The following is a 22038-nucleotide window of genomic DNA, read 5'->3' on the forward strand; positions in this document are numbered from 1 at the left end:
CTATTTATAAAAAGTAATTGAATAGTTCTTGTTGTTGTCTTTCATGTCAGTAACAATAATTTCCAACGTATGTTTTCCCGGGCTGGTTCGCTCATCAAAGGTGTGCCATAGGGTGGCTGTCTTGCTGTCAAACTCCATTAAGATCCATTTGCCATCAATATAACCATTAAAGCTTTTTATGCCCGAAAGGTTATCTCTGATTTTGAAGGACATTTTGCTGATACCGTTCATGTTTTTGCCATCAGAAATGTTTAGGGGTGTAACGGTAGGAGCTATGGTATCAGTCGCAATGAAGTAACTGCCAAAAGTACGCGGCTTTGCTTTTACATAGCCATTTTCAAAATATCCACCCTGAGATGCTCTGCCTGTATTTACAATAACTGCCTTTTCCTTGTATTTGTTTAAGCTGCTATCCGCTTTAATCCAAAGCTCAAAGCCGGTATGTAAAGGAGTAAGATTGTTGTGAATCTGATGTATGGCCGAATAGGCATTGGTAGCCGGTTTAGGCAGCTTTTTATAGGTGAAATTCAGGTCGTTGTATAGACTTCCTTTAGGGATAATCACTTTTACCTCGGCATTGTTAAACTCATTTACATTGTTGTAAGCATAGCTTGTAGCACCAGGGCTCGCTTCAGGTGTTTCGATAAGGGTTTTGGCATCAGCCTGAACATTAAAAGCCAATGTACTTTTGTTGCCTTTCCCATCAGTAACGGTGTATTTCAGCTTATGTAGTTTCCCATCTGTAAAAGCTATTTTACCATTGTTTACGAGATTGTAATAAATTTTAAGAGGGTTACCCAAATCAACAAAACTTTTTTGTATGCTTCTTTTGGTATTGATGTAAGTAGGGTAATCAATATGGGAGTTGATGGCTTTGCTGTTTTCGAACGAAAATTTTTCCAGGGCGGAGGTATAAACGGGCTGTCCATCTAATTCAAGTGTTATAGAATAGACGCCATTGGTACCTGATGCCCCATTGTGCTTGTCGGTGGTTACAATCCCAAAACCGACTTCCCCACCCAGATTAATGGTCGATACTTTATTCAACTGGTAATTGCCTCCCGAACCAAGAACCTGAAAGTATTGTTTGGGGACAAATTCATTAAAGGGCTTACCGTTTAGACGGTATACGTACATAGAATGGATAACAGGAGAGATGTTGTCGGCAATTTCAAATCCAAACAGTTGCGGGTTTATGGTAGCTTCCGTTTTGGAATCTCTGATTTCGAAATGTAGGTGTGGCCCACCCGAGCCACCTGTGTTTCCTGTATATGCGATGAGATCACCTTTGCGGACAGGTATAACTGTGGCATTGGGGAAATCATCTATTTCGAAGGTCTTTTTCTGGTATTGAATAGATTTTACCTGTTGAGCTATTCTAGGGCCAAATCGTTGCAAGTGTGCATAAACTGAAGTAAAGCCATTCGGATGATTAATGTATAAAGCCAGTCCGAAGCCCCCATTCTGCACACGTAAACGCGAAATATAACCATCGGCAATGGCGTATACCGGGTAACCTTCACGTTGATTGGTACGGTAGTCCATTCCTGAGTGGAAATGATTAGCCCGGAGTTCTCCAAAGGAACCTGCAAGCGCAGGAGGAGACAGATCTAAAGGTGCTCTGAAATCTACAAGCGGATATTTATTGTTGCTAAATATTTGCTGACTGTAGCTGTTTAATGAACAAAGTATTCCAACGGCCAGCAGTACATTTTTTTTAATCATTAAGGCTATTTTATGTGAAAATTAAGTAGTTGTTGTCCTTGTAACCAGGCTTCCAGTTTATCACCCTGATGAACCTGGCCTACACCTTCAGGAGTCCCGGTAAAAATAAGATCGCCTTTTTTCAAAGTGATATAACGAGACACAAAGGCTATGATCTTTTCAAACGAAAATATCATATTTTTTGTATTACCATTTTGTCTGCCTTCATTGTTAATTTTTAGTTCAAAGGGTAGATCGTAGATATTTTCAATGTCCGTTTTAGGAATGAAGTTACTTACAGCCGCCGAATGATCAAATGCCTTAGCCAGTTCCCAGGGCAATCCTTTTGCTTTGTGGGCAGTTTGGATGTCTCGTGCTGTGAAATCTATACCTAAACCTATTTCTTCATAATATTTATGCGCAAATTTTTCTGATATGTGTTTTCCTTCCTTGGCTATTTTTAAAACCACTTCCAGTTCAAAATGAATGTCAGATGAGAAATCGGGGATGTAAAAAGGCTTATTGTCTTTTAGAAGGGCCGTATCGGGTTTTAAAAAGATAACCGGAGTGGTTGGAATAGGGTTATTTAGTTCTTTGGCGTGTTCGGCATAGTTGCGACCTATGGCAATTATCTTCATGCTGGATTTGTATTAAATGATAACAAGAATTAAGTCAAAACGACTTTGTGTTCCAAAAATAAGAAAGAATTAGCAGGAAGTATAGTGCAGAGGTTATTATAAAACAGAGATACGTTTTACAATAGTTTCAGAGCCTGACATTATTTTTAAGAAATAAATGCCGCTATTTAAGCGATTTGGAATGGTATAGCTTTTCGTTTGTTCACCTGCAGGGATTCGTTCATTTGCGAGGGTAACAATTTCATTGCCCAGTAAATCCATTATTTTAACCGAAAGATTAGATTCTCTATCCATGCGTAGGATGATATTGATCTGATCATCCACAGGATTTGGATAGACTTTTAAAACGGAAAGAATTTTATCCTGTTTAGGGCTGTTTGCATTCTTGTTTCCTGAAACCAGGTCGTTGTATGGAATGTAGCCCACACTGAACTTTGGCTTGTATGTAGGAATATTTGCCTTGATTTGAGGAGTTTTGTTGATCTTTTTTGACCTGATACCAACCGATAAACTGTCGCTTTTCTGCCCAAAAACACTAACGCTGCACAAAACACTCATGCAAATTATGCAGGAAATGTTAAGGAAGTACGCTATAGGTAGTTTTCTCTTCATGCTTGGTTGTTGCCAAAAATATAAATAATAAAATAAAAAAATCAATGATTTTGTTTGTTATTTCAATATTTAACAATATTTAACAAGTTTATTCGTTTACGGCGGGTTTTTGTTTTTTATTTAGTCTAAAATTCTCCCTAAATATTAATGGATTGAATTTTGTTTATTTACTGTACTTTTGCCTAGTTTAAAGTTAAATAACTATCAAATCTTATCATTAAATAGTGTCAAGTCATAAAAACCTTAATGCCCTTTCTGCCGGCGGTTTATTAGTAAGTTTAGGTATCGTTTATGGTGATATTGGTACATCGCCACTCTATACCTTAAAAGCAATTTTTAATTCGGTGATTGGTATGCCGAATCCTCAGGTTATTACTGCCGACCTGGTACTTGGCGCGCTCTCATGTGTCATTTGGACATTAACTTTGCAAACTACGATTAAGTATGTCGTGTTAACGCTAAGGGCGGATAACAAAGGTGAGGGGGGGGTGTTTTCCCTTTATTCATTAGTGCGTAAAAATGCCAAGTGGCTGGTTATTCCTGCAATTGTAGGAGGCTGCGCCTTATTAGCTGATGGGATCATTACACCGAGTATAACTGTTACATCGGCAATTGAAGGTTTACAGCTGAAATTTCCAACCGTAAGTGTTATCCCGATCGTACTGGCGATCATAACGGGACTGTTTATTATACAGCAGTTCGGTACTAACCTTGTTGGTAAGTTGTTTGGGCCAATCATGCTTTTATGGTTTGGGGCTCTGGGTTTGCTCGGTTTGTTGTTTGTCTTGCAGGATTTAACCATTTTTAAAGCATTAAATCCGTATTACGCCTTCAATTTATTGGTCAATAATCCTAAAGCTCTATTGATTTTGGGTGGTGTGTTTTTATGTACAACCGGAGCGGAAGCTTTGTATTCGGATATGGGGCATTGTGGACGTCCCAATATTCAGATTAGCTGGATCTTTGTTAAGATTATGCTGATCTTGAACTACCTGGGACAAGGAGTTTGGATTTTAAAACATGGTAATTATGACGCTACTTTAAATCCTTTCTTTGAGATTGTTCCTGCTCCTTATCTCTTGTTTATGGTAGCTTTGGCTACAGTTGCTGCGGTAATTGCGAGCCAGGCTATGATCACAGGATCATTTACATTGATATCAGAGGCCGTAAGATTAAACCTTTGGCCTAAAGTGCGGATCAATTATCCAAGTAACATGAAAGGACAAATTTACGTCCCTTCAATAAACTGGATATTGTGGGCCGGTTGTATTGTTATTGTTTTGATCTTTAAGAATTCTGGACGAATGGAGGGAGCTTATGGTTTGGCTATTAACCTTGCGTTCTTATCTACCACAATACTGATTGCTGCCTACATGAAGCGCAAAAAAGTTCCATTATATGCTATTGGGATATTCTTAGCTATATATATGGCCCTTGAGCTTACATTTTTAGTGGGTAATATGTCTAAATTCCTACATGGAGGATGGGTAACCGTGTTGATCGGTTCGGCGTTATTTACTGTAATGTGGAGTTGGTATGTAGCCAGAAAAATCAAGAACAGATTTGTTAAATATGTTGAAATTGAAGATTACTATCAGATCATTAATGAACTGAGTGAGGATATTTCAGTTCCAAAATACTCTTCGCAATTGGTGTATTTAACCAGCGCGAATTTTAAAACAGAGATTGAGTCGAAGATCATTTACTCAATTATTCAGAAAGAGCCTAAAAGAGCGGATGTTTACTGGTTAGTGCACGTTGATGTGGTTGATGAGCCTTTTACAAGGGATTATAAGGTGGAATTTTTAATTCCGGGTAAATTGATCCGGATAGATTTCAAGCTTGGTTTCAGGGTCGAACAGCGCGTTAATTTGTTATACAGAAAGGTGATTGAAGAGCTCGTTAAAAATGGCGAGGTTGATATTACCAGTCAGTACACTTCATTGAATAAACATAAAATCGCTGGTGATTTTAGATTTGTACTCTTAGAAAAGCATTTGTCTAAATTCTCTAAGCTAAGTTTTTACGAACGTACCATTATGGATTATTATTTCATTCTGAAACGACTGAGTCTTTCTGAAGAGCGAAGTTTTGGATTAGATTCCAGTTATGTTAACGTTGAAAAAGTTCCGTTGATATTTGTTACACCTGATGATATTGAGTTGAACAGGTTGCCAATTTAAACAGTAGTCGTTCTTTTTAAGAGTTGCATTACTTCGCTGAAGATTGAAGAATGCGAAGGCTCTTTCTGAGAACGTAATTTTTTCAAAAAAAGCAGGGTGGTTATTAAACTTCGCCACCCTGCTTTTTTAAAAGTAACCCGAGTAATTAACATTTACATCTTTTTCATTTTACTCATTTTCCCCATTTTTAGTTCGGTTACAATCATTTTAAGCGTGGTTTCCCCAACGTTTTTTGCCATATGGGTTACAGCAGGAAAGTACATGGCCTCACCTGCTTTGACGTCTGCAACAACTGCGGTTTTGCCTTTTTCAGTCAGTTCCAGCTTTCCATCTGCTAAAGCGTACACGACATGGTTAGGGTGACTGTGCCAAGGTACTTCAGCGCCGGGCGCAAGTTCAACTTCCATTACCCGTACTTTTTCATTTTCCAGAAGAACTTTTTTGTAGGCACTAGGAGCCACAGTCATCGGGTCTTGTGCATACACATTCGCGCTCAGTGTCAGGAATAATCCCAACAGCAACGCCATTGAAGTCATTTTCATTGTTTTCATTTTACTAAAGGTTTAAGTAGAAAATAGGTGGCGAACTTAGATCGTAAAGCAGTTTTATGCCCTTGGCAGGCGCGCTTATTGTCTTTTGGTTCGATGTCTTGACGTTAGTCTCAATGAAAACAATTAATAGTCTTAATAGTTTGTTGTATTCGATACAAAGTTAATTGCATTGCTTCAGTTAAATACTATTGTAATGATATCGAAATAATTGAATCGGAAATTGATTAAACAAATAAGGCTCCGGGGAGGAGCCTTTATTGTTGGTCGTCCGACCATACAACTATAGGGATAATTAGGAGGGCAATTTAATCATGCTACTTGGTATGTTTTCCCTGAATTGGGGAAAAAAGAGCATTTGTGTAACTCGTTACAGATTACCACTCTAATGTATGGTATATTATTAATATATTATAATAAATCTACAAAAAATTTTCTATTGGGGATTATTTTCTACACTAAGTTTACTGTGTTTATATCCATATAAAAAGTAAACTACCAAGCCAACAATCAGCCAGATGCCAAAACCTATCCAGTTAGATATGCCCAGTTCGCACATCATATACAGGCAGCTCAGTAATCCTAAAACCGGTATAAGAGAAAGATTTTTAGTGATGCAGAAATAGGTGACTGCAATACTGATGAAGAAGAAAATCCACATCGGTATTTTATGTCTAAATAGACTCCAGCCAGTTTCGTACTTTTTAGTACTGCTGATACCTGATTGATCAATAAAATCACGGTATTGTTCCGGTGTTAGTTTATTCAAATAAGCTTCTGCATCCACATTGTTAACAACAGTGTTGGCTTTTGTCTGTGCTTCAACAATTTCTTGTTTGATCACAGTCCGCTCGGTATCATTTAAGGAAGTAATGATTTTTAAAGGTTCGTTTAATGCAGGAGTGTTAAACACAAATGCCTTGGTCTCTTTCTCGTATAAAGTAAAGCCAGCTGCAAGAAGGCCAATAAACAATACAGGTATTACATATTTAGAATTTACATAAGGAATCCTGAATTTACCTCTTTTTATATCCGGTTTATTTTGTAGAACCAATACGCCTGCGCAAACCAAAACAAATGCAAATAGGGTTCCGATAGAACATAGATCGGTTACGATGGTCAGGTTCATGAATAAGGAAGGTACAGCAACTACAAACCCCACCACAATGGTAGAAAAGGAAGGGGTCTGGTATTTAGGATGGATTTTAGAAAACGCTTTAGGCAATAAACCATCACGACTCATGCTCATCCATATTCTCGGTTGTCCCATTTGGAATACCAATAATACACTTGCCATGGCAAAAACAGCACTTACGGCAATAATACCGCTCATAAGTTTCAAATTTATTTGATCAAATACAAAGGCTAAAGGATCGCCTACGGCTAATAAACTGTAATTAACAATACCGGTTAGCACAAGGGCAATGGCTACATATAGCACCGTACAAATGATAATTGCCCACATCATCCCCCTGGGAAGATCTCGCTGCGGATTTTTACATTCCTCTGCTGTGGTTGATATGGCATCGAAGCCTATGTAGGCAAAGAATACAGCAGAAACGCCTTTTAATACACCTGATACACCATTAGGTGCAAAAGGATTCCAGTTGCTGGTATCCACATAAAAGATCCCTACAGAAAGCACTAATAGGATTACAGCGAGCTTTACAATCACCATCGCATTGCTGGCATTCCTCGACTCTTTCATCCCGCGGTAAACCAACCAGGTGATGAATATAATGATCCCTAGCGCAGGTAAATCTGCAACAAGGTGAAAGCTGCCTATTTTTGGTGCAGTAGCCCAGGCGTTATTGGCAATTCTGGTGGCGTCATCAAGATTTGCATAGCTCTTTCCAGCATTGATTAGTGCTTCGGCATGCTTATGACCATTGTAGGCCGTAAGGTAATCCATAGTCATCCAGTCGGGCAGATTTATACCTTTAATATTTAAGGCCGAAATGTTTATGGAGGAGAGTAGTCCCGTGAAATAATCGGACCAGGAAATGGCCACTGTAATGTTTCCAATGGCATATTCCATAATCAGCGACCAGCCTATAATCCAGGCAACGAGCTCACCAAAGGCAACATATGAATAGGTATAGGCACTTCCCGAAACCGGTACCATAGAAGCAAATTCGGCATAGGCAAATGCCGCAAAACTGCAGGCGATAGCTGTGAAAATGAATAGAAATATTACTGCCGGTCCACCATCAGCACTTGCTTTTCCGATAGTGCTAAAAATACCGGCTCCAATAATGGCGGCAATCCCAAAGGCAGTCAGATCTCTGACACCGAGTGTTTTGTGTAAGGAAGTTCCGTGTTCTCCATATCCCTTTTCGGCATCTGCAAGTATTTTTTCAACGGATTTTTTCCTGAACAGTTTATCAAGCATAAATTAGTTAGTTTGGCTGGTATTGTTTCAAACATATAAATTTAGTTTGTAAACTATCCTAATTTCTGTAATTCATCTTTAACAAATGATGCCAGCTCTTCAATATAATTCAAACTGAAATCGAACTTGATCCCTGCAGTTTCATAAATTTCATTTATTGGTTTGGTATAACCTAAAGCTAATGCATCAAGATATTGTTGTAATGCTTTATGAGGGTTTTCCTTGTAGTTTTTCCAAATTGCAATGGCGCCTAATTGAGCAATAGCGTATTCTATATAGTAAAAAGGCACTTCAAAAAGGTGCAATTGCTTTTGCCAAACGTTTCCAAATTCCTTTTCTATTCCATCCCAATTGGTAAAGCCTGCGCCAAAGCGCGTATAAATCTGTTTGAAGGCTTCTTCACGATCGGCTGCATTATGGCTAGGGTTAGTGTAAATCCAATGCTGGAACTGATCGATTACAGCAACCCATGGAAGGGTTTTAAGTACATCAGCCAATTGCTCTTTCTTTGCGCGGATCAGGTCTTCCTCGTTATCAAAATAGATATCCCAATTGTCCATGGATATTAATTCCATGCTCATTGAGGCTAGTTCAGCTACTTCTGAAGGGCAATGTTTAAAATCGTTTAGCTCCAGGTTTGCAGTAAGGAAAGTATGGATGGCGTGACCGCCTTCGTGCACCATAGTCGTTAAATCTCTGAACGAATTGGCAGAATTCATAAAGATAAATGGAGCACCGGTTTCAGCCAATGGGTAATTGTATCCACCTGGAGCCTTACCTTTTCTGCTTTCTACATCGAAAAGGTTGTTTTCCTTCATTGTGGCAAGCATCTGGCCTAATTTCGGGTCGATCACATTGAAGCATTCAATGCTTTTGTCGATCAATTCTTTACCATTTTTAAACGGTTTTAAAGCAGGTTTTCCGGTGGTGCTCACTTCCATATCCCATGGTTTAAGCACTTCAATACCCAATAATTCCGCTCTTTTTTCAGCCTGAGCTTTTAAAATTGGAACAATCTTTTTTTCTATAGCCTCATGGAAGTGATAACAATCATGAGCAGTGTAGTCAAACCTGCCCAACGCCTGGAACATGTAATCGCGGTAATTTTCAAAACCTGCGTTTAAAGCAACCTGGTGACGCATAACAATCAATTCATCAAACAACATGTTTAAATCATCTTTGTCAACCAATCGGCGTTGCTGTATGGTTTCCCAGGCTTGTTGTCTAACCTGTCTGTCTGTATCTTTAATAAAGTTCGAGGCTTGCTCCAGGGTATATTCCTGACCGTTAATCATTACTGTCATTGCACCGGTAATACTCTGGTATTTTTGCTGGGCAACCTGTAGTTGAGTTAACAGTTCAACGTTTTCCTCTCTGTAAATTTCAAGCGCCTTTCTGATGGCTCTGATGTAAACAAAATATTTATCCTGATCCAATTCATCAATAAAAGGACTGTCATTAAATTTCTGATTCAGTTGATTCGCAACCGGAGAAATCTTAGGCTCAATTTCAGTAGCAAAGTATTGGAAGTTTTTTACCAGTTCCTCATTAGCTGTATCACAACTCATTTTGATATAACGCCATGCGAAATCCTCTTCTAAAGCGGCTTCAAGCTCACTTTTGTCCTTAAGCCATTGTTCTAATTCATCAACATTATCTATAGGGCGCAGGAGTAATTCATTGAAAATGGACTCGAGGTTTTTCCATTCAATTTCCAGGTCTTGAGGGATATAGGTTCTTGTTTTCTGAGGTATAGTAAGGTTGATCATTGAATCTAAAAATTAAAATGAGTTCTTAAAAAAGCATCCAGTAAAAAACATATGGCAAAAACAACAGAAGCGAAACCGTTGGTGGTTGCAAAAGCTCTGTTTACTTTACTGATGTCGTTCGGTTTTACAAGTAAGTGCTGATAAGTTAGCATGAAGCAGAAAAAAGCTACACCAATATAATATACCCAGCTAAAATCGGTGAAGAATACTGGAAGTATTACACAGGCTGCGGATAAAACATGCAGGCCTATCGACAAGTTTAATGCATTCCTGATACCCAAGGCAGCCGGAATAGAATGTAGTTTTTCATCTCTGTCAAAGTCTTCATCCTGAAGGGCATATATGATATCGAATCCGCTAACCCAAAATAGTACGGCTAATGAATACAGAACCGGTACCAGGTTAAACACACCTGTTACGGCAATATAAGCGCCTATTGGCGCTAGCGATAGACCCAGGCCTAAAACCAGGTGACATAGTGCTGTAAATCTTTTGGTGTAACTGTAAAACAGAACCACAAATAAGGCTACAGGTGAAAGATACAGACAAAGGTTATTGATGAAAGCCGTAGTGATGACAAAAAGCACACAATTGATGATTACAAATGTCAACGCTTCACTTGCAGATACTTTTCCCGCCGGGATGTCACGCATTTGTGTGCGAGGATTTTTGGCATCTATATTTCTGTCCAGATAACGGTTGAAAGCCATAGCCGCGTTACGGGCAAACACCATGCACAACAAGACCAGTGCAAGCTTAAGCCAGTTAAAGGGGTTTTCGGTAGTGGTAACACCCAGAAAAAAACCAATCATTGCAAATGGTAGTGCAAAAATAGAGTGCGCAAACAGAACCAATGAAAAATACTTTTTCATGTACAAGTATAAATTTAAGAATTAGAAGGTGGCAAAATCGGCATCACAAAATCATGGTTTACCTCTTCAATAAAGTCAAGAACTTTATCCCTTCCGGCACCTTTTTCGGCTGAAGTTACGAAAGTGGGAGGAATCTCTTCAAACCATCCACTTAGTTCTTTCTTGAACAAAGCAACATTTTTATCCGTTTTTACTGCGGATTGTTTGTCGGCCTTTGTAAAAATTAGTGCAAAAGGAATTTGAATTTCACCCATCCAGCAACAAAACTCCAGATCAATTTTCTGGGGCTCCAGTCTGCTGTCAATTAAAACAAATACACATTGTAAACTCTCTCTCTTCGTGATGTAGTTACGGATGAATTTTTCCCAGTTTTCCCTGCTGGTTTTTGATACTTTGGCGTAGCCATAGCCAGGTAAATCTACAATATACCATTTCTCATTGATTAGAAAATGGTTGATAAGCTGGGTTTTACCAGGTCTTTGTGAGGTTTTTGCCAAACCATGCTGGTTTACCAACATGTTGATCAATGATGATTTACCTACATTTGAACGGCCGATAAATGCATATTCAGGCATATTGGCTGTAGGTAACGCCGAAACCTTTGTATTACTACAAATAAATGTTGCTGATTTTATAATCATTTGACAAAGGTAGAAAAATAGAATTCAACAATACTTATCTTTGCTGCTTACTATGAGCGAAAATATTACACCATACCAATCTCAAAACGCTACTAAGAAAGAGCAGGTAGCCACAATGTTTAATAATATATCGAAAACTTATGATTTTTTAAATCATTTTCTTTCATTGGGTATTGACATTATATGGAGAAAAAGAGCGATTAAAGAGCTTAAATCTATAAAACCCAGGATTATACTTGATGTAGCTACCGGTACCGGTGATTTTGCGTTTGAGGCGATTAATATTCTGAAGCCGGAAAAAATAATTGGCGTAGATATTTCAGAAGGAATGTTGGAAGTCGCAAGAAAAAAAATCAATGACCGGAAACTTCAGCATATTTTTTCAGTTCAAATGGGCGATTCTGAAGGATTGCAGTTTACTGATGATCACTTTGATGCCATAACTGTAGCCTTTGGAGTAAGGAATTATCAAAACCTGGAAAAAGGATTGGCCGATATGTATAGGGTGTTAAAACCGGGAGGTAAAATTGTGATTCTTGAGTTCTCTAAACCAAGAGCATTTCCTATTAAACAAGCTTATAATTTTTATTCCAATCAGGTGCTTCCTTTTTTTGGTAAGGTCTTTTCAAAGGACAATTGTGCATATACTTACTTGCCGGAATCCGTCGCCGCATTTCCGGATGGGGAGGACTTTATTAAGTTAATGGATAAAGTAGGTTTTAAGAAAAGTAACGATATTCGTTTGACTTTCGGAATAAGTGCAATCTATACAGGTGTTAAATAAAATTAAACTATCTCTGCTGCTTTTATGTGGTCTGACTGTACATACGGCCAGTGCTCAGAATTGGGGTGGCGGGGTAGATGATGATAATTTACATTTTGGTTTCACTTTTCAGTATCTTTCTTCAGAATTTAAGATTTTAAAAAAGTACAGCTGGCAGAAACCTTACATTGATCCCGAAACAGGATCGGAGGTATCGGGACAGCTAAGGTCCCTTTCTTCGGTAAGTTCACCTGGCTTTGGAATTGGTTTTGTAATCAACAAACGTTTGGGAGAAAATGCAGATCTGCGACTTACACCAACACTTGTGTTTAACGATCGGTTGGCTTATTATGATTTTGGAGGAGAAGAGGCTCCAATAGAAAGAAAGGTGCAGTCGACCATGATTGATCTGCCTCTTGGCTTTAAACTAAAATCGGACAGGAGAAATAATTTCAGAGCTTATGTAATAGGAGGAGCAAAGTATTCGATGGACATTGCGTCAAAGAAAAGAAGCAATGATGCGCCTAATCCACCAATGGAGAAGTTTCTGAAAAATAAAGCGAGTTTTTTGTCTTACGAGGCCGGTTTCGGTATGGATCTGTACTTTGAATACTTTAAGATGTCGCCCGAAATTAAATTATCCTATTCTTTAAATAGCATTTTAAAGAATGACCCAAGTCCTTACTCAGCACCAATTGATAAGTTGATGCTACGTCATGTTACCTTCAGTTTATTTTTTGAGTAGGGCCTAAGGGCAAAAACACAACTATACTGATAAAAAAATTATAGCTTTGCCTGATCATTTTTATGATCGCTTCATTACCATTGAAAAATAAAATTATACCCAATGAAAACAGCCTTAATTACCGGAGCAACTTCAGGCATAGGAGCTGCATGTGCACATTTGTTTGCAGCACAAGGTTATCGTTTAATACTGGTAGCCAGGAGGGCCGAGTTACTAGCTGAAAGAGCCAGACACCTGGAAGATAAGTATGGTATAGAGGTGAAAAAGATTGTTCAGGACATCAGGGATTTTGAAAATTTATCATATGCCCTGGAAACGTTACCAGCCGAATGGAAAAAGGTAGATGTTTTAATCAACAATGCAGGCTTGAGTCAGGGTCTAGATCCTATCCATAAGGGAAGTATTTCCGATTGGGATACCATGATTGATACCAATATCAAAGGATTACTTTATTCCACCAAAATAGTTTCAAACTGGATGGTAGCCGAAAAACGTGGACACATCATCAACATTGGCTCTATTGCCGGAAAAGAAGTATACCCTAATGGTAATGTATATTGCGCAACAAAACATGCGGTTGATGCTTTAAATAAGAGCATGAGGATCGATTTACTACCTTACGGAATAAAGGTTTCTGCGATCCATCCCGGTATGGTGGAAACAGAATTTTCGAAAGTGCGTTTCAAGGGAGATGAGAACAGAGCTAAAAAAGTTTATGATGGTTTGGAGCCACTGATCGCGGATGATATTGCCGAGGCCATTTGGTTTATAGTAAGCAGACCACCACATGTTAATATTAATGATATGCTAATTATGCCTACAGCACAAGCTACAGGAACAATAATAGATAGAAAATAAAGAAGAACAATCATGATATCAAATACTATAGATCAGGAAATAAAACAAGCTATGCTGGCGAAAGACCAGGCTAAATTAAGAGGCTTACGAGCTATAAAAGCTGCGTTGTTATTAGCTAAAACTGAAAAGGGAACTTCCGAAGAAATTACAGAAGAAACGGAATTGAAACTTTTACAGAAGTTGGTTAAGCAAAGAAAAGAATCTGCTGATATTTATAAACAACAAGGCAGGGAAGACCTTAGTATAGTTGAGGAAGAAGAAATAGCTGTTATCAGTGCTTTTATGCCTAAACAACTGGATGCTGCGGAAATTGAGCAGATTATTGTTCAGTTGATTAAAGATTCAGGCGCCACTTCGGTTAAGGAAATGGGTAAGGTAATGGGCTTGGCTAACAAAGAGTTGGCAGGTAAGGCTGATGGAAAACTCATTGCTGAACTGGTGAAAAAGCAATTGGCATAAATTGTGCAATACAATTACAATGTTTGAGTTATTTTCAATAAATTAATACATTAAATTACATTTAATAATTTTACTCTACTAACTTAGTAGCAATAATCAATACACAATATATATATGACATACGAAGTAATAGACGAAGGCGGGTTTAAATATATAGAAGCCGGAAAAGGTGAAACCCTGGTATTACTTCATGGTTTAATGGGCGAGTTGAGCAACTGGGAGCCGGTAATTGATCATTTTAAAGAAAATTATCACGTTCTTGTACCAATTCTGCCAATTTATGAACTACCCATTTTAACACTCGGTGTTAGAAGCTTGTCTAAATACGTACACAAATTTTTAAAACATAAAAAGCTTAATCAGGTTGTTTTAATTGGTAACTCTCTTGGTGGACATGTTGGGCTTGTATTTACCCTTGCGCATCAGGAAAGTGTAAAGGCTCTAGTGCTAACCGGTAGTTCTGGTTTATATGAAAACGCTTTTGGAGGATCTTTCCCAAAAAGAGAGAGTTACGATTATATCCGTGAGAAAGTAGAATTTACTTTTTATGATCCTGCCACAGCAACCAAATCATTGGTTGACGAGGTTTATAAAACGGTAAATGAGCGCTCAAGAGTGATTCGTATTCTGGCCTTGGCAAAGTCTGCCATCAGGCATAATATGTCTAAGGACTTATCACGAATTACAATCCCTGTTTCATTGATCTGGGGACAACAAGACAAAGTAACACCACCGGAGGTGGCAGAAGAGTTTCATGAACTTTTACCAAACTCAGAACTGAACTGGGTGGATAAATGCGGGCATGCACCTATGATGGAGCGCCCGGAAGTTTTTAATGGATATCTGGAAACCTTTTTAAATAGAATCTTACTTAAATAATGCAAGCATCTGAACTCATATCAAATTCAATCCCACCTCTAAAAACATCTGACTCTGCTCAGAAGGCTTTAGAGCGGATGACTGAGTTCAAATTGATGCATTTACCCATAGTAAATGAAAGCCAGTTTCTAGGGCTATTGTCGGAAGATGAATTGATAGAGGTTAAAGATTTAAATGAGCCAATTGGAGGCCTTTCCTTATCGCTCTTAAATCCCTTTGTTTATGAAGATACGCATGTATATGATGTAATCCGGCTGCTAAACCTATTGAACCTTTCGGTCGTACCTGTGCTTGATTATAAGAAAAACTATCTTGGACTTGTTACTGAAAGGAACCTTTTAACTTATGCTTCAGATATTTTCGCCTTAAAAGAACCTGGGGGGATCATCGTTTTAGAAATCAGTAACAGAAATAATTCTTTGGCACACATGGCTCAGATTGTGGAAGCTGATAATGCACAGATCCTTTCATCTTATGTGCAGTCATTTCCAGATTCGACCAAGCTGGAAGTTACTTTGAAGGTTAATAAAACAGAATTATCGGGGATTATAGCTTCTTTTGAGCGTTATGATTACCACGTGAAATCCGTATTTAATAGCACCAGAACCGATGACGGAACGGAAGACAGATTCAATTCATTTATGAATTATCTGAATGTGTAAAATTGTATTTATAATACGGATGAAAATCAATTTTTAGATGAGGATTGCAATTTACGGTAGAGAGTTTAATAACAGTGTGTTGCCTTATGTTCAAGAGGTTTTTAATGTTCTTGATCAGTATAAAACACCTGTTTATGTCTATAAAAAATATCTTGATTTCATTCAGGATAAGATTAAGCTATCCAATAATATTGAAGCCTTTGAACAGCATACAGAGCTGGTAGGGCACACGGATGTACTGATTAGTCTGGGGGGAGATGGAACTTTGCTGGATACTTTATCATTAGTGCGCGATTCGGGAATCCCTGTAATCGGAATCAATTTCGGTAGACTTGGTTTTTTAGCCAGTATCAATAAAGACGAGATAAAAACGGCAATTGAAGCTTTAAAGAATAAAGAATATTCGCTGGATAAAAGAACTTTATTGAGTCTGGATTCAACCATCGACTTGTTTGAGGAAGAGAATTTTGCACTGAATGACATTACTATTCACAGACGCGATAACTCTGCGATGATGATTATTCATGCTTATATGAATAATGAGTTTGTAAATTCTTATTGGGCCGACGGTTTAATTATAGCAACGCCAACAGGTTCTACTGCTTATTCGTTAAGCTGCGGCGGACCTATTATTTATCCGAGTTCTCAGAATTTTGTTATTACTCCAATTGCACCTCATAATTTGAATGTCAGACCGGTTATTGTCCCGGATGATGTTTCACTAACCTTTGAGGTAGAGGCCAGAAGTACCAAATTCCTGGTGTCTTGTGATTCAAGAACGAAGACTGTAGATCGATCAGTAAAGCTTACCCTAAACAGGGCTAATTTTCATGTAAACCTGATCAGACTTAACAATGAAAGCTATCTGACAACGTTAAGGAATAAACTTCTTTGGGGGATTGATACCCGGAACTATTAACATGCAATATATTAAGCCACTTGTTTATCTTTTTACTTTTTTCTGGGGGATATTGGGGGTTCATGCCCAGACTTTAGAGATTGGATTGATGGGAGGTGGAGCAGGTTATATGGGGGATTTGAATCAAAATGATCCTTTAAAAATAAGCGGTTTTTCGATAGGTGGTTATGGCAAGTTGAACATTGATGGGTATTGGTCTGTAGGCTTACATTATACCCATGGTACAATTAAAGCAAATGATGCTGAGTCTGTTAATAGTCAGTTTAAAGACCGCAATATAAATTTCAAAACGACTTTGAATGAAGTTAACCTGCAGATTGATTTTAATTTTTTGAATTACTTCGCCGGGGGCGGAACTAAGAAGTTTACACCATATATTTTTACAGGAATAGGTGGGGTTTTCTATAGTCCGAAGGCCGTTTATAATGATAAAGAATACAATTTAAGGTTTTACCAGACTGAGGGGCAAACGGAGGCGTGCAGGTCATATGCCCTTAATGTTCCATATGGAATAGGCTTTAAATTGCAGTTGAAAAACAATCTGGGCTTATTTTCACAGGTCGGATATCGAACCGCTTTTACGGATTATCTGGACGATGTGAGTGGCAAATATCCTGATCCAAATGTCTGGGAAAATGATGCCTATTTGGCTGATCGTAAGTTTCTTTCGGATCCTTCACTCACACAATATGGCTATCCAGGTATTCAGAGAGGCGATTTTAGAAAAAGGGATACATATATGTTTGTAGGTATTGGCATATCTTATACCTTTGTGTCCCAAAAATGTTATACATTTTAAGCATATTTGCGGAAGTACATGGGATTTAAAGAACAAATAGATATCACACGCTTGCCTGAACACATCGCTATCATCATGGATGGTAATGGAAGATGGGCTAAAAATCAGGGTAAATTTAGGGTTTTCGGACATGAAAGCGGTGTGTTATCAGTAAAAGATATTGTTGAAGGTTGCGTGGATATAGGTATCAAATACCTAACGGTTTATGCTTTTTCAACAGAAAACTGGAACAGACCTGCAGAAGAGGTGGATGCGCTAATGGAATTGTTGATTTCAACCATTAACCAGGAAACCGAAACACTTACCAAGAACAACATCAGACTTAACGCAATAGGAGACATTTCTTCTCTTCCTCAGAAATGCATTGAAGACTTAAAGAGTGCTATGGATAAGACAGCCAATAATACGCGCTGTACCTTAACTTTGGCCTTGAGTTATAGTGCCAAATGGGAAATTATTGAAGCTGCAAAGAAATTGGCGCAACAGGTTAAGGATCAGCAATTAAATATTGAAGATATTAACGAAGCGCAATTCTCAGCTCAGCTTACCACGGTAAATATGCCCGATCCGGAATTGATGATCAGAACCAGTGGCGAACACAGGGTTAGTAATTTTCTGTTATGGCAAATGGCCTATACGGAGTTGTATTTTACTGATGTCTTATGGCCTGACTTTAGACAAGAAGATCTTTTTGAGGCTATTGTAGACTACCAAAAACGCGAACGCCGCTTCGGTAAAATTAGTGAACAACTTAACTAATTTTACTTTTAACACTTTTTAACATGTGTTTAAATTAACTTAGCATCGATTTTTAGATTGTAATGAAAAGAATATACCAACTTATATTATTGTTATTGATTGGGTTACCAACAATGGCACAGATCACACGTCCTCAGTCCAATCCTGCAGCTCCTTCTCTAAAAGTTAAAGGGTTAGAACTGGATTATTTCAATCCTAAAGAGTATATCATTGGAGGTACTACTTTAACCGGTACTCAGTATCTGGATAAGGAAGTAATTATCACCTTATCGAAACTGATTAAGGGGGAAAGAATTATACTTCCAGGTGAGGCGACTGCAAATGCCATCAAAAATCTTTGGGCTCAAGGCTTATTTGATGATGTTCAGTTGGATATCGTTAAAATCGTTGAGGATACCGTTTATTTTGATATTGAAGTGGTTGAGCGCCCGCGCTTAGGTTCTTTTGAATTTACCGGAATCAGTAAATCACAGAAAACGGATCTGATGGAGAAGTTAGGTGAAAAAGCGGGTAAAGCAATTATCAATGATAACTTGTATAGCAGCACCACGGCGACCATAAAGAAATTTTTATTGGGTAAAGGCTATTTCTTTACCAATGTTGAATATAAAACCAAACCTGATCCTAGTCAGGAAAATAGCGTTGTCCTACAGGTCGCTATTGACAAAGGCCGTAAGGTTAAAGTTCATGAGATTAACTTTACCGGAAATAAAGATTTTAGCTCAGCTAAATTGCGCAAGTATTTGAAGAAAACTAAGCAACAGGCTTTTTATAAAGTATTTGGTTCAGGAAAGTTCAACAAGGATAAATATGATGAGGATAAGGTAAAACTGATCGCTAAAATGCATGATAAGGGTTACCGTGATGCGGTGATTCTAAAAGATAGCATTTATCAGTATAGCCCTAAAGCTGTAGGCATTAAGATCGATTTGTTTGAAGGTCCTAAATATTATTTCGGTAACATCACCTGGGTAGGTAATGCGAAATACACCACTGATTATTTGAAAACCGCACTAGGTATTGAAAAAGGTGAGGTGTTTAGCGAAGAGAAATTAGAGAAGAAGTTAAGAGGAAGTGCTAACGGTGATGATGTATCCAGCATCTATCTTAATGATGGTTATTTAACATTTAACGTTGAGCCTGTTCAAACCAAAATTTACAACGATACTGTGGAAATGGAGATGAGAATATACGAAGGACCTCAGTACACGAACAACCGTATTTCTGTAATTGGTAATACCATTACAAATGACCACGTAGTGATGCGTGAAATTCGTACTAAGCCAGGTGAAAAGTTCTCTAAAGATCAATTGATCCGTACGGTTCGTGAGATCGGTCAGTTAGGTAACTTTGATGAGTCAAAAACTAATCCTATTCCTAAGCCTAACCCGGCTGATGGTACAGTAGATATTGAGTACCATGTAGAAGAAAAACCTTCTGATCAGATTGAGTTATCAGGTGGTTTTGGTGGTGGTAACATCATCGGTACTTTAGGTTTAACATTTAACAACTTCTCGTTAAGAAACCTATTCAATTTAAAAGCTTATAAGCCATTGCCAAAAGGTGACGGACAAAAATTAAGTTTACGTGGGCAAACCAATGGTAAATATTACCAGTCATATAGTTTCTCCTTCTCTGAGCCGTGGTTAGGTGGTAAAAAACCAATCAGTTTTGGTGTGAGTGCATTTACTTCATTGCAGTCGAACGGTGGAAGAAGCTACTATGGTACGATTGATCCTAATAGCAGTCAGTATTCAAAAATCCGCTTAAATGGTGTTACAGTTAGTTTGGGTAGAAGGTTGAATTTCCCTGATAACTATTTCCAGTTAACACATGCGATCAATGCACAGCAGTATATCCTGAAGAACTATGGTGGATTTTTATTCAGCACAGGTACTTCATATAACTTTAACTTAACTCAGGAGTTGAGCAGGGATTCAAGAGATTCCCCAATCTTCCCAACCGGAGGTTCTTACTTTAAATTTACTGTTCAGGCAACACCTCCATATTCATTGTTGAACAATGTGAACTATGAGACTGCTTCAGATCAGCAACGTTATAAATTCACAGAGTACCATAAATGGAAATTTGAATCGCAGTGGTTCCAAAGGTTAGCAGGTAAGTTTGTTGTTAAAGCACAAGCGCAGTTTGGTTTCTTAGGTTCATACAACAGTGCCGTTGGTCAGTCGGCTTTCGAAAGGTTTAAATTGGGTGGTGACGGTATGCAAGGTTTCGACTTCCTTCAGGGGTCTGAATTAATCGCGATGCGTGGATATGCCAACAACTCAGTAATACCGGTAGGATCAAACCCTAATATTGCTCAGCAATCAGGTAGCCCGATCTTCACCAAGTATGTAATGGAAGTAAGATATCCGGTAATCGCTAGTCAGCAAGCTACAGCGTTTTTAGTAGCTTTTGCTGAAGGTGGTAACACCTGGGATAAGTTTTCTGATTTTAATCCGTTTAACGTTAGACGGTCGGCCGGTTTTGGTGCAAAAATATTTTTACCGATATTTGGCTTGTTAGGGATAGATTGGGGTTATGGATTTGATAAAATTCCAGGATCACCGGATGCCAACAAAGGACAGTTCCACTTTAGTATCGCTCAGCAATTGGGCGGATTTAATTAGGTCGCTGTTTAACTTTTAAATAAATCAGAAGCCCATGAAAAAGTATTTTTTAATTTGCATTTTGCTGTTTGTAGGTTCGGGTGCATTTGCACAGAAGTTTGCCTACGTTGACACAGAGTATATCCTTAAACATTTACCTGATTATAAATCATCATTAAATCAGTTGAACGTTTTGTCTCAACAATGGCAGAAACAAGTGGATAATAATTTCATCGAGATTGATAAAATGTATAAAGCATATCAGGCTGATCAGGTTTTATTAACTGATGATATGCGCAAAAGAAGAGAGAACGATATTATTGAAAAAGAGAAAGAGGCAAAGGAATTTCAGCGTAAAATATTCGGCCCTGAAGGTGAATTGTTCCAGGCCAGAACTAAATTGTTAAGTCCGATTCAAAACAATGTAACCAAGGCTGTTGCAGAGATTGCTAAAGCGAAACTACTTGATTTTATCTTTGATAAAAGCAGCGAAGCAACAATGATGATCTATGCAAGTAGTGGTTATGACGTTAGCAATGATGTGATAAAAAAATTAGGATATAAGCCTGAATCAGCAATTAAATAGATATATTGAACAAAAATTAGAAACAATTATTAAGACAAATAGAATGAGAAAGTTAATTAGCGCATTTTTTTTAGCAGCAGGATTATTGTTTACTGCTAACATTGCAAATGCACAACAAAAGCTCGCACACTTAAACTCTGCGCAGATTATTGAGGCAATGCCTGAGGTTAAAACTGCGCGTACAACATTAGAAAACATCCAGAAAGCTAAACAAGCTGAAATTGAGAAAATGATTTCTGAATATCAGACTAAACTTAAAGCAGCTCAAGATAAAGAGAAGACGATGAGTGAGGCTAACAAAGAAGCAGTTACTAAAGAATTGCAAGTGATGGGTACTGAACTTCAGGATCTTGAAAAACGTATTAACGACGCAAGAACTAAAGCTCAACAAGAATTAGAAGCTAAAAATGCAGAATTGTTTAACCCTATTCAAGTGAAAGCTGACAATGCAATTAAAGCAGTAGCTAAAGAAAAGGGTTTTGCTTATGTATTTGATACTGCAAACCAGGCTTTAATTTACTGGGATGGTGGTGAAGATATCACTGCTTTAGTAAGAACTAAATTAGGTATCACTGCAGCAGCAGTAGCACCTAAAAAATAAAACTTGCTGTGACCTTTGAAAAAAGGTTTTATAAGCTAAA

The 22038-nt window shown here is 38.1% G+C and carries 21 protein-coding genes; 13 read left to right on the top strand and 8 right to left on the bottom strand.

Annotated elements, in window-relative coordinates; translation table 11 throughout:
- The 3 genes from B9A18_RS17970 to B9A18_RS17980 all read right to left on the bottom strand — a co-directional run bounded on the left by B9A18_RS17970 (nt 1) and on the right by B9A18_RS17980 (nt 2954).
- A complete protein-coding gene (locus B9A18_RS17970) occupies nt 1-1725 on the bottom strand; it encodes a M23 family metallopeptidase (RefSeq protein WP_084290930.1) in 1725 nt (574 codons plus the stop codon).
- 5 nt (nt 1726-1730) lie between these two features.
- The gene (locus tag B9A18_RS17975; protein ID WP_084290931.1) at nt 1731-2342 is read right to left on the bottom strand and encodes a fumarylacetoacetate hydrolase family protein; all 612 of its coding nucleotides are present in this window, start codon (nt 2340-2342) and stop codon (nt 1731-1733) included.
- Between the two features lie 96 nt (nt 2343-2438).
- A complete protein-coding gene (locus B9A18_RS17980; RefSeq protein WP_235005370.1) occupies nt 2439-2954 on the bottom strand; it encodes a T9SS type A sorting domain-containing protein in 516 nt (171 codons plus the stop codon).
- Nucleotides 2955-3178: 224 nt separating this feature from the next.
- On the opposite strand from B9A18_RS17980, the gene B9A18_RS17985 reads away from it, so the two are divergent.
- Complete coding sequence (locus B9A18_RS17985; protein WP_084290933.1) at nt 3179-5137, top strand: KUP/HAK/KT family potassium transporter; 1959 nt, start codon at nt 3179-3181, stop codon at nt 5135-5137.
- Nucleotides 5138-5289: 152 nt separating this feature from the next.
- Here B9A18_RS17985 and B9A18_RS17990 read toward each other — a convergent pair whose 3' ends face one another.
- The 5 genes from B9A18_RS17990 to yihA form a co-directional block, all read right to left on the bottom strand.
- Nucleotides 5290-5688 carry a cupin domain-containing protein gene (locus B9A18_RS17990; RefSeq protein WP_084290934.1) on the bottom strand — a complete coding sequence of 133 codons (399 nt, stop codon included), beginning with the start codon at nt 5686-5688 and terminating at the stop codon, nt 5290-5292.
- Between the two features lie 433 nt (nt 5689-6121).
- Entirely contained in the window at nt 6122-8077 is a 1956-nt protein-coding gene (locus B9A18_RS17995) for an amino acid permease (protein WP_084290935.1), read from the bottom strand.
- 53 nt (nt 8078-8130) lie between these two features.
- Nucleotides 8131-9846, bottom strand: coding sequence for a M3 family oligoendopeptidase (locus B9A18_RS18000; RefSeq protein ID WP_084290936.1), 1716 nt, complete (start codon nt 9844-9846; stop codon nt 8131-8133).
- A gap of 5 nt (nt 9847-9851) precedes the next feature.
- A complete protein-coding gene (locus tag B9A18_RS18005; protein WP_084290937.1) occupies nt 9852-10718 on the bottom strand; it encodes a UbiA-like polyprenyltransferase in 867 nt (288 codons plus the stop codon).
- 14 nt (nt 10719-10732) lie between these two features.
- The gene (gene yihA, locus B9A18_RS18010) at nt 10733-11359 is read right to left on the bottom strand and encodes a ribosome biogenesis GTP-binding protein YihA/YsxC (protein WP_084290938.1); all 627 of its coding nucleotides are present in this window, start codon (nt 11357-11359) and stop codon (nt 10733-10735) included.
- A 52-nt stretch (nt 11360-11411) separates the two neighbouring features.
- Between yihA and ubiE the strand changes: the two genes are divergently transcribed.
- The 12 genes from ubiE to B9A18_RS18070 all read left to right on the top strand — a co-directional run bounded on the left by ubiE (nt 11412) and on the right by B9A18_RS18070 (nt 21998).
- A complete protein-coding gene (gene ubiE / locus B9A18_RS18015; protein WP_084290939.1) occupies nt 11412-12143 on the top strand; it encodes a bifunctional demethylmenaquinone methyltransferase/2-methoxy-6-polyprenyl-1,4-benzoquinol methylase UbiE in 732 nt (243 codons plus the stop codon).
- Entirely contained in the window at nt 12133-12867 is a 735-nt protein-coding gene (gene porT, locus B9A18_RS18020) for a type IX secretion/gliding motility protein PorT/SprT (RefSeq protein WP_084290940.1), read from the top strand. Before ubiE ends, porT begins: the two co-directional genes overlap by 11 nt.
- A gap of 102 nt (nt 12868-12969) precedes the next feature.
- Nucleotides 12970-13725: an SDR family NAD(P)-dependent oxidoreductase gene (locus B9A18_RS18025; RefSeq protein ID WP_084290941.1), complete on the top strand. Its 756-nt coding sequence runs from the start codon at nt 12970-12972 to the stop codon at nt 13723-13725.
- Between the two features lie 12 nt (nt 13726-13737).
- The gene (locus B9A18_RS18030; protein WP_084290942.1) at nt 13738-14184 is read left to right on the top strand and encodes a GatB/YqeY domain-containing protein; all 447 of its coding nucleotides are present in this window, start codon (nt 13738-13740) and stop codon (nt 14182-14184) included.
- 114 nt (nt 14185-14298) lie between these two features.
- Nucleotides 14299-15063, top strand: coding sequence for an alpha/beta fold hydrolase (locus B9A18_RS18035; RefSeq protein ID WP_084290943.1), 765 nt, complete (start codon nt 14299-14301; stop codon nt 15061-15063).
- On the top strand, nt 15063-15725 hold the full coding sequence (locus tag B9A18_RS18040; RefSeq protein ID WP_084290944.1) for a CBS domain-containing protein: 663 nt from the start codon (nt 15063-15065) through the stop codon (nt 15723-15725). Before B9A18_RS18035 ends, B9A18_RS18040 begins: the two co-directional genes overlap by 1 nt.
- Before the next feature lie 37 nt (nt 15726-15762).
- Entirely contained in the window at nt 15763-16644 is an 882-nt protein-coding gene (locus B9A18_RS18045) for an NAD kinase (RefSeq protein WP_084290945.1), read from the top strand.
- A 1-nt stretch (nt 16645) separates the two neighbouring features.
- A complete protein-coding gene (gene porG / locus B9A18_RS18050; RefSeq protein ID WP_084290946.1) occupies nt 16646-17443 on the top strand; it encodes a type IX secretion system protein PorG in 798 nt (265 codons plus the stop codon).
- 18 nt (nt 17444-17461) lie between these two features.
- Nucleotides 17462-18202, top strand: a complete 741-nt coding sequence (locus B9A18_RS18055; RefSeq protein ID WP_084290947.1) for an isoprenyl transferase — start codon at nt 17462-17464, stop codon at nt 18200-18202.
- 62 nt (nt 18203-18264) lie between these two features.
- Nucleotides 18265-20832, top strand: a complete 2568-nt coding sequence (locus B9A18_RS18060; RefSeq protein WP_235005371.1) for a BamA/OMP85 family outer membrane protein — start codon at nt 18265-18267, stop codon at nt 20830-20832.
- A gap of 34 nt (nt 20833-20866) precedes the next feature.
- The gene (locus B9A18_RS18065; protein ID WP_084290949.1) at nt 20867-21397 is read left to right on the top strand and encodes an OmpH/Skp family outer membrane protein; all 531 of its coding nucleotides are present in this window, start codon (nt 20867-20869) and stop codon (nt 21395-21397) included.
- 43 nt (nt 21398-21440) lie between these two features.
- Nucleotides 21441-21998, top strand: coding sequence for an OmpH/Skp family outer membrane protein (locus B9A18_RS18070; RefSeq protein ID WP_084290950.1), 558 nt, complete (start codon nt 21441-21443; stop codon nt 21996-21998).
- Nucleotides 21999-22038 lie beyond the last annotated feature (40 nt).

The sequence above is a fragment of the Pedobacter nyackensis genome, assembly GCF_900176505.1.
GTDB classification, from domain to species: Bacteria; Bacteroidota; Bacteroidia; order Sphingobacteriales; family Sphingobacteriaceae; genus Pedobacter; species Pedobacter nyackensis.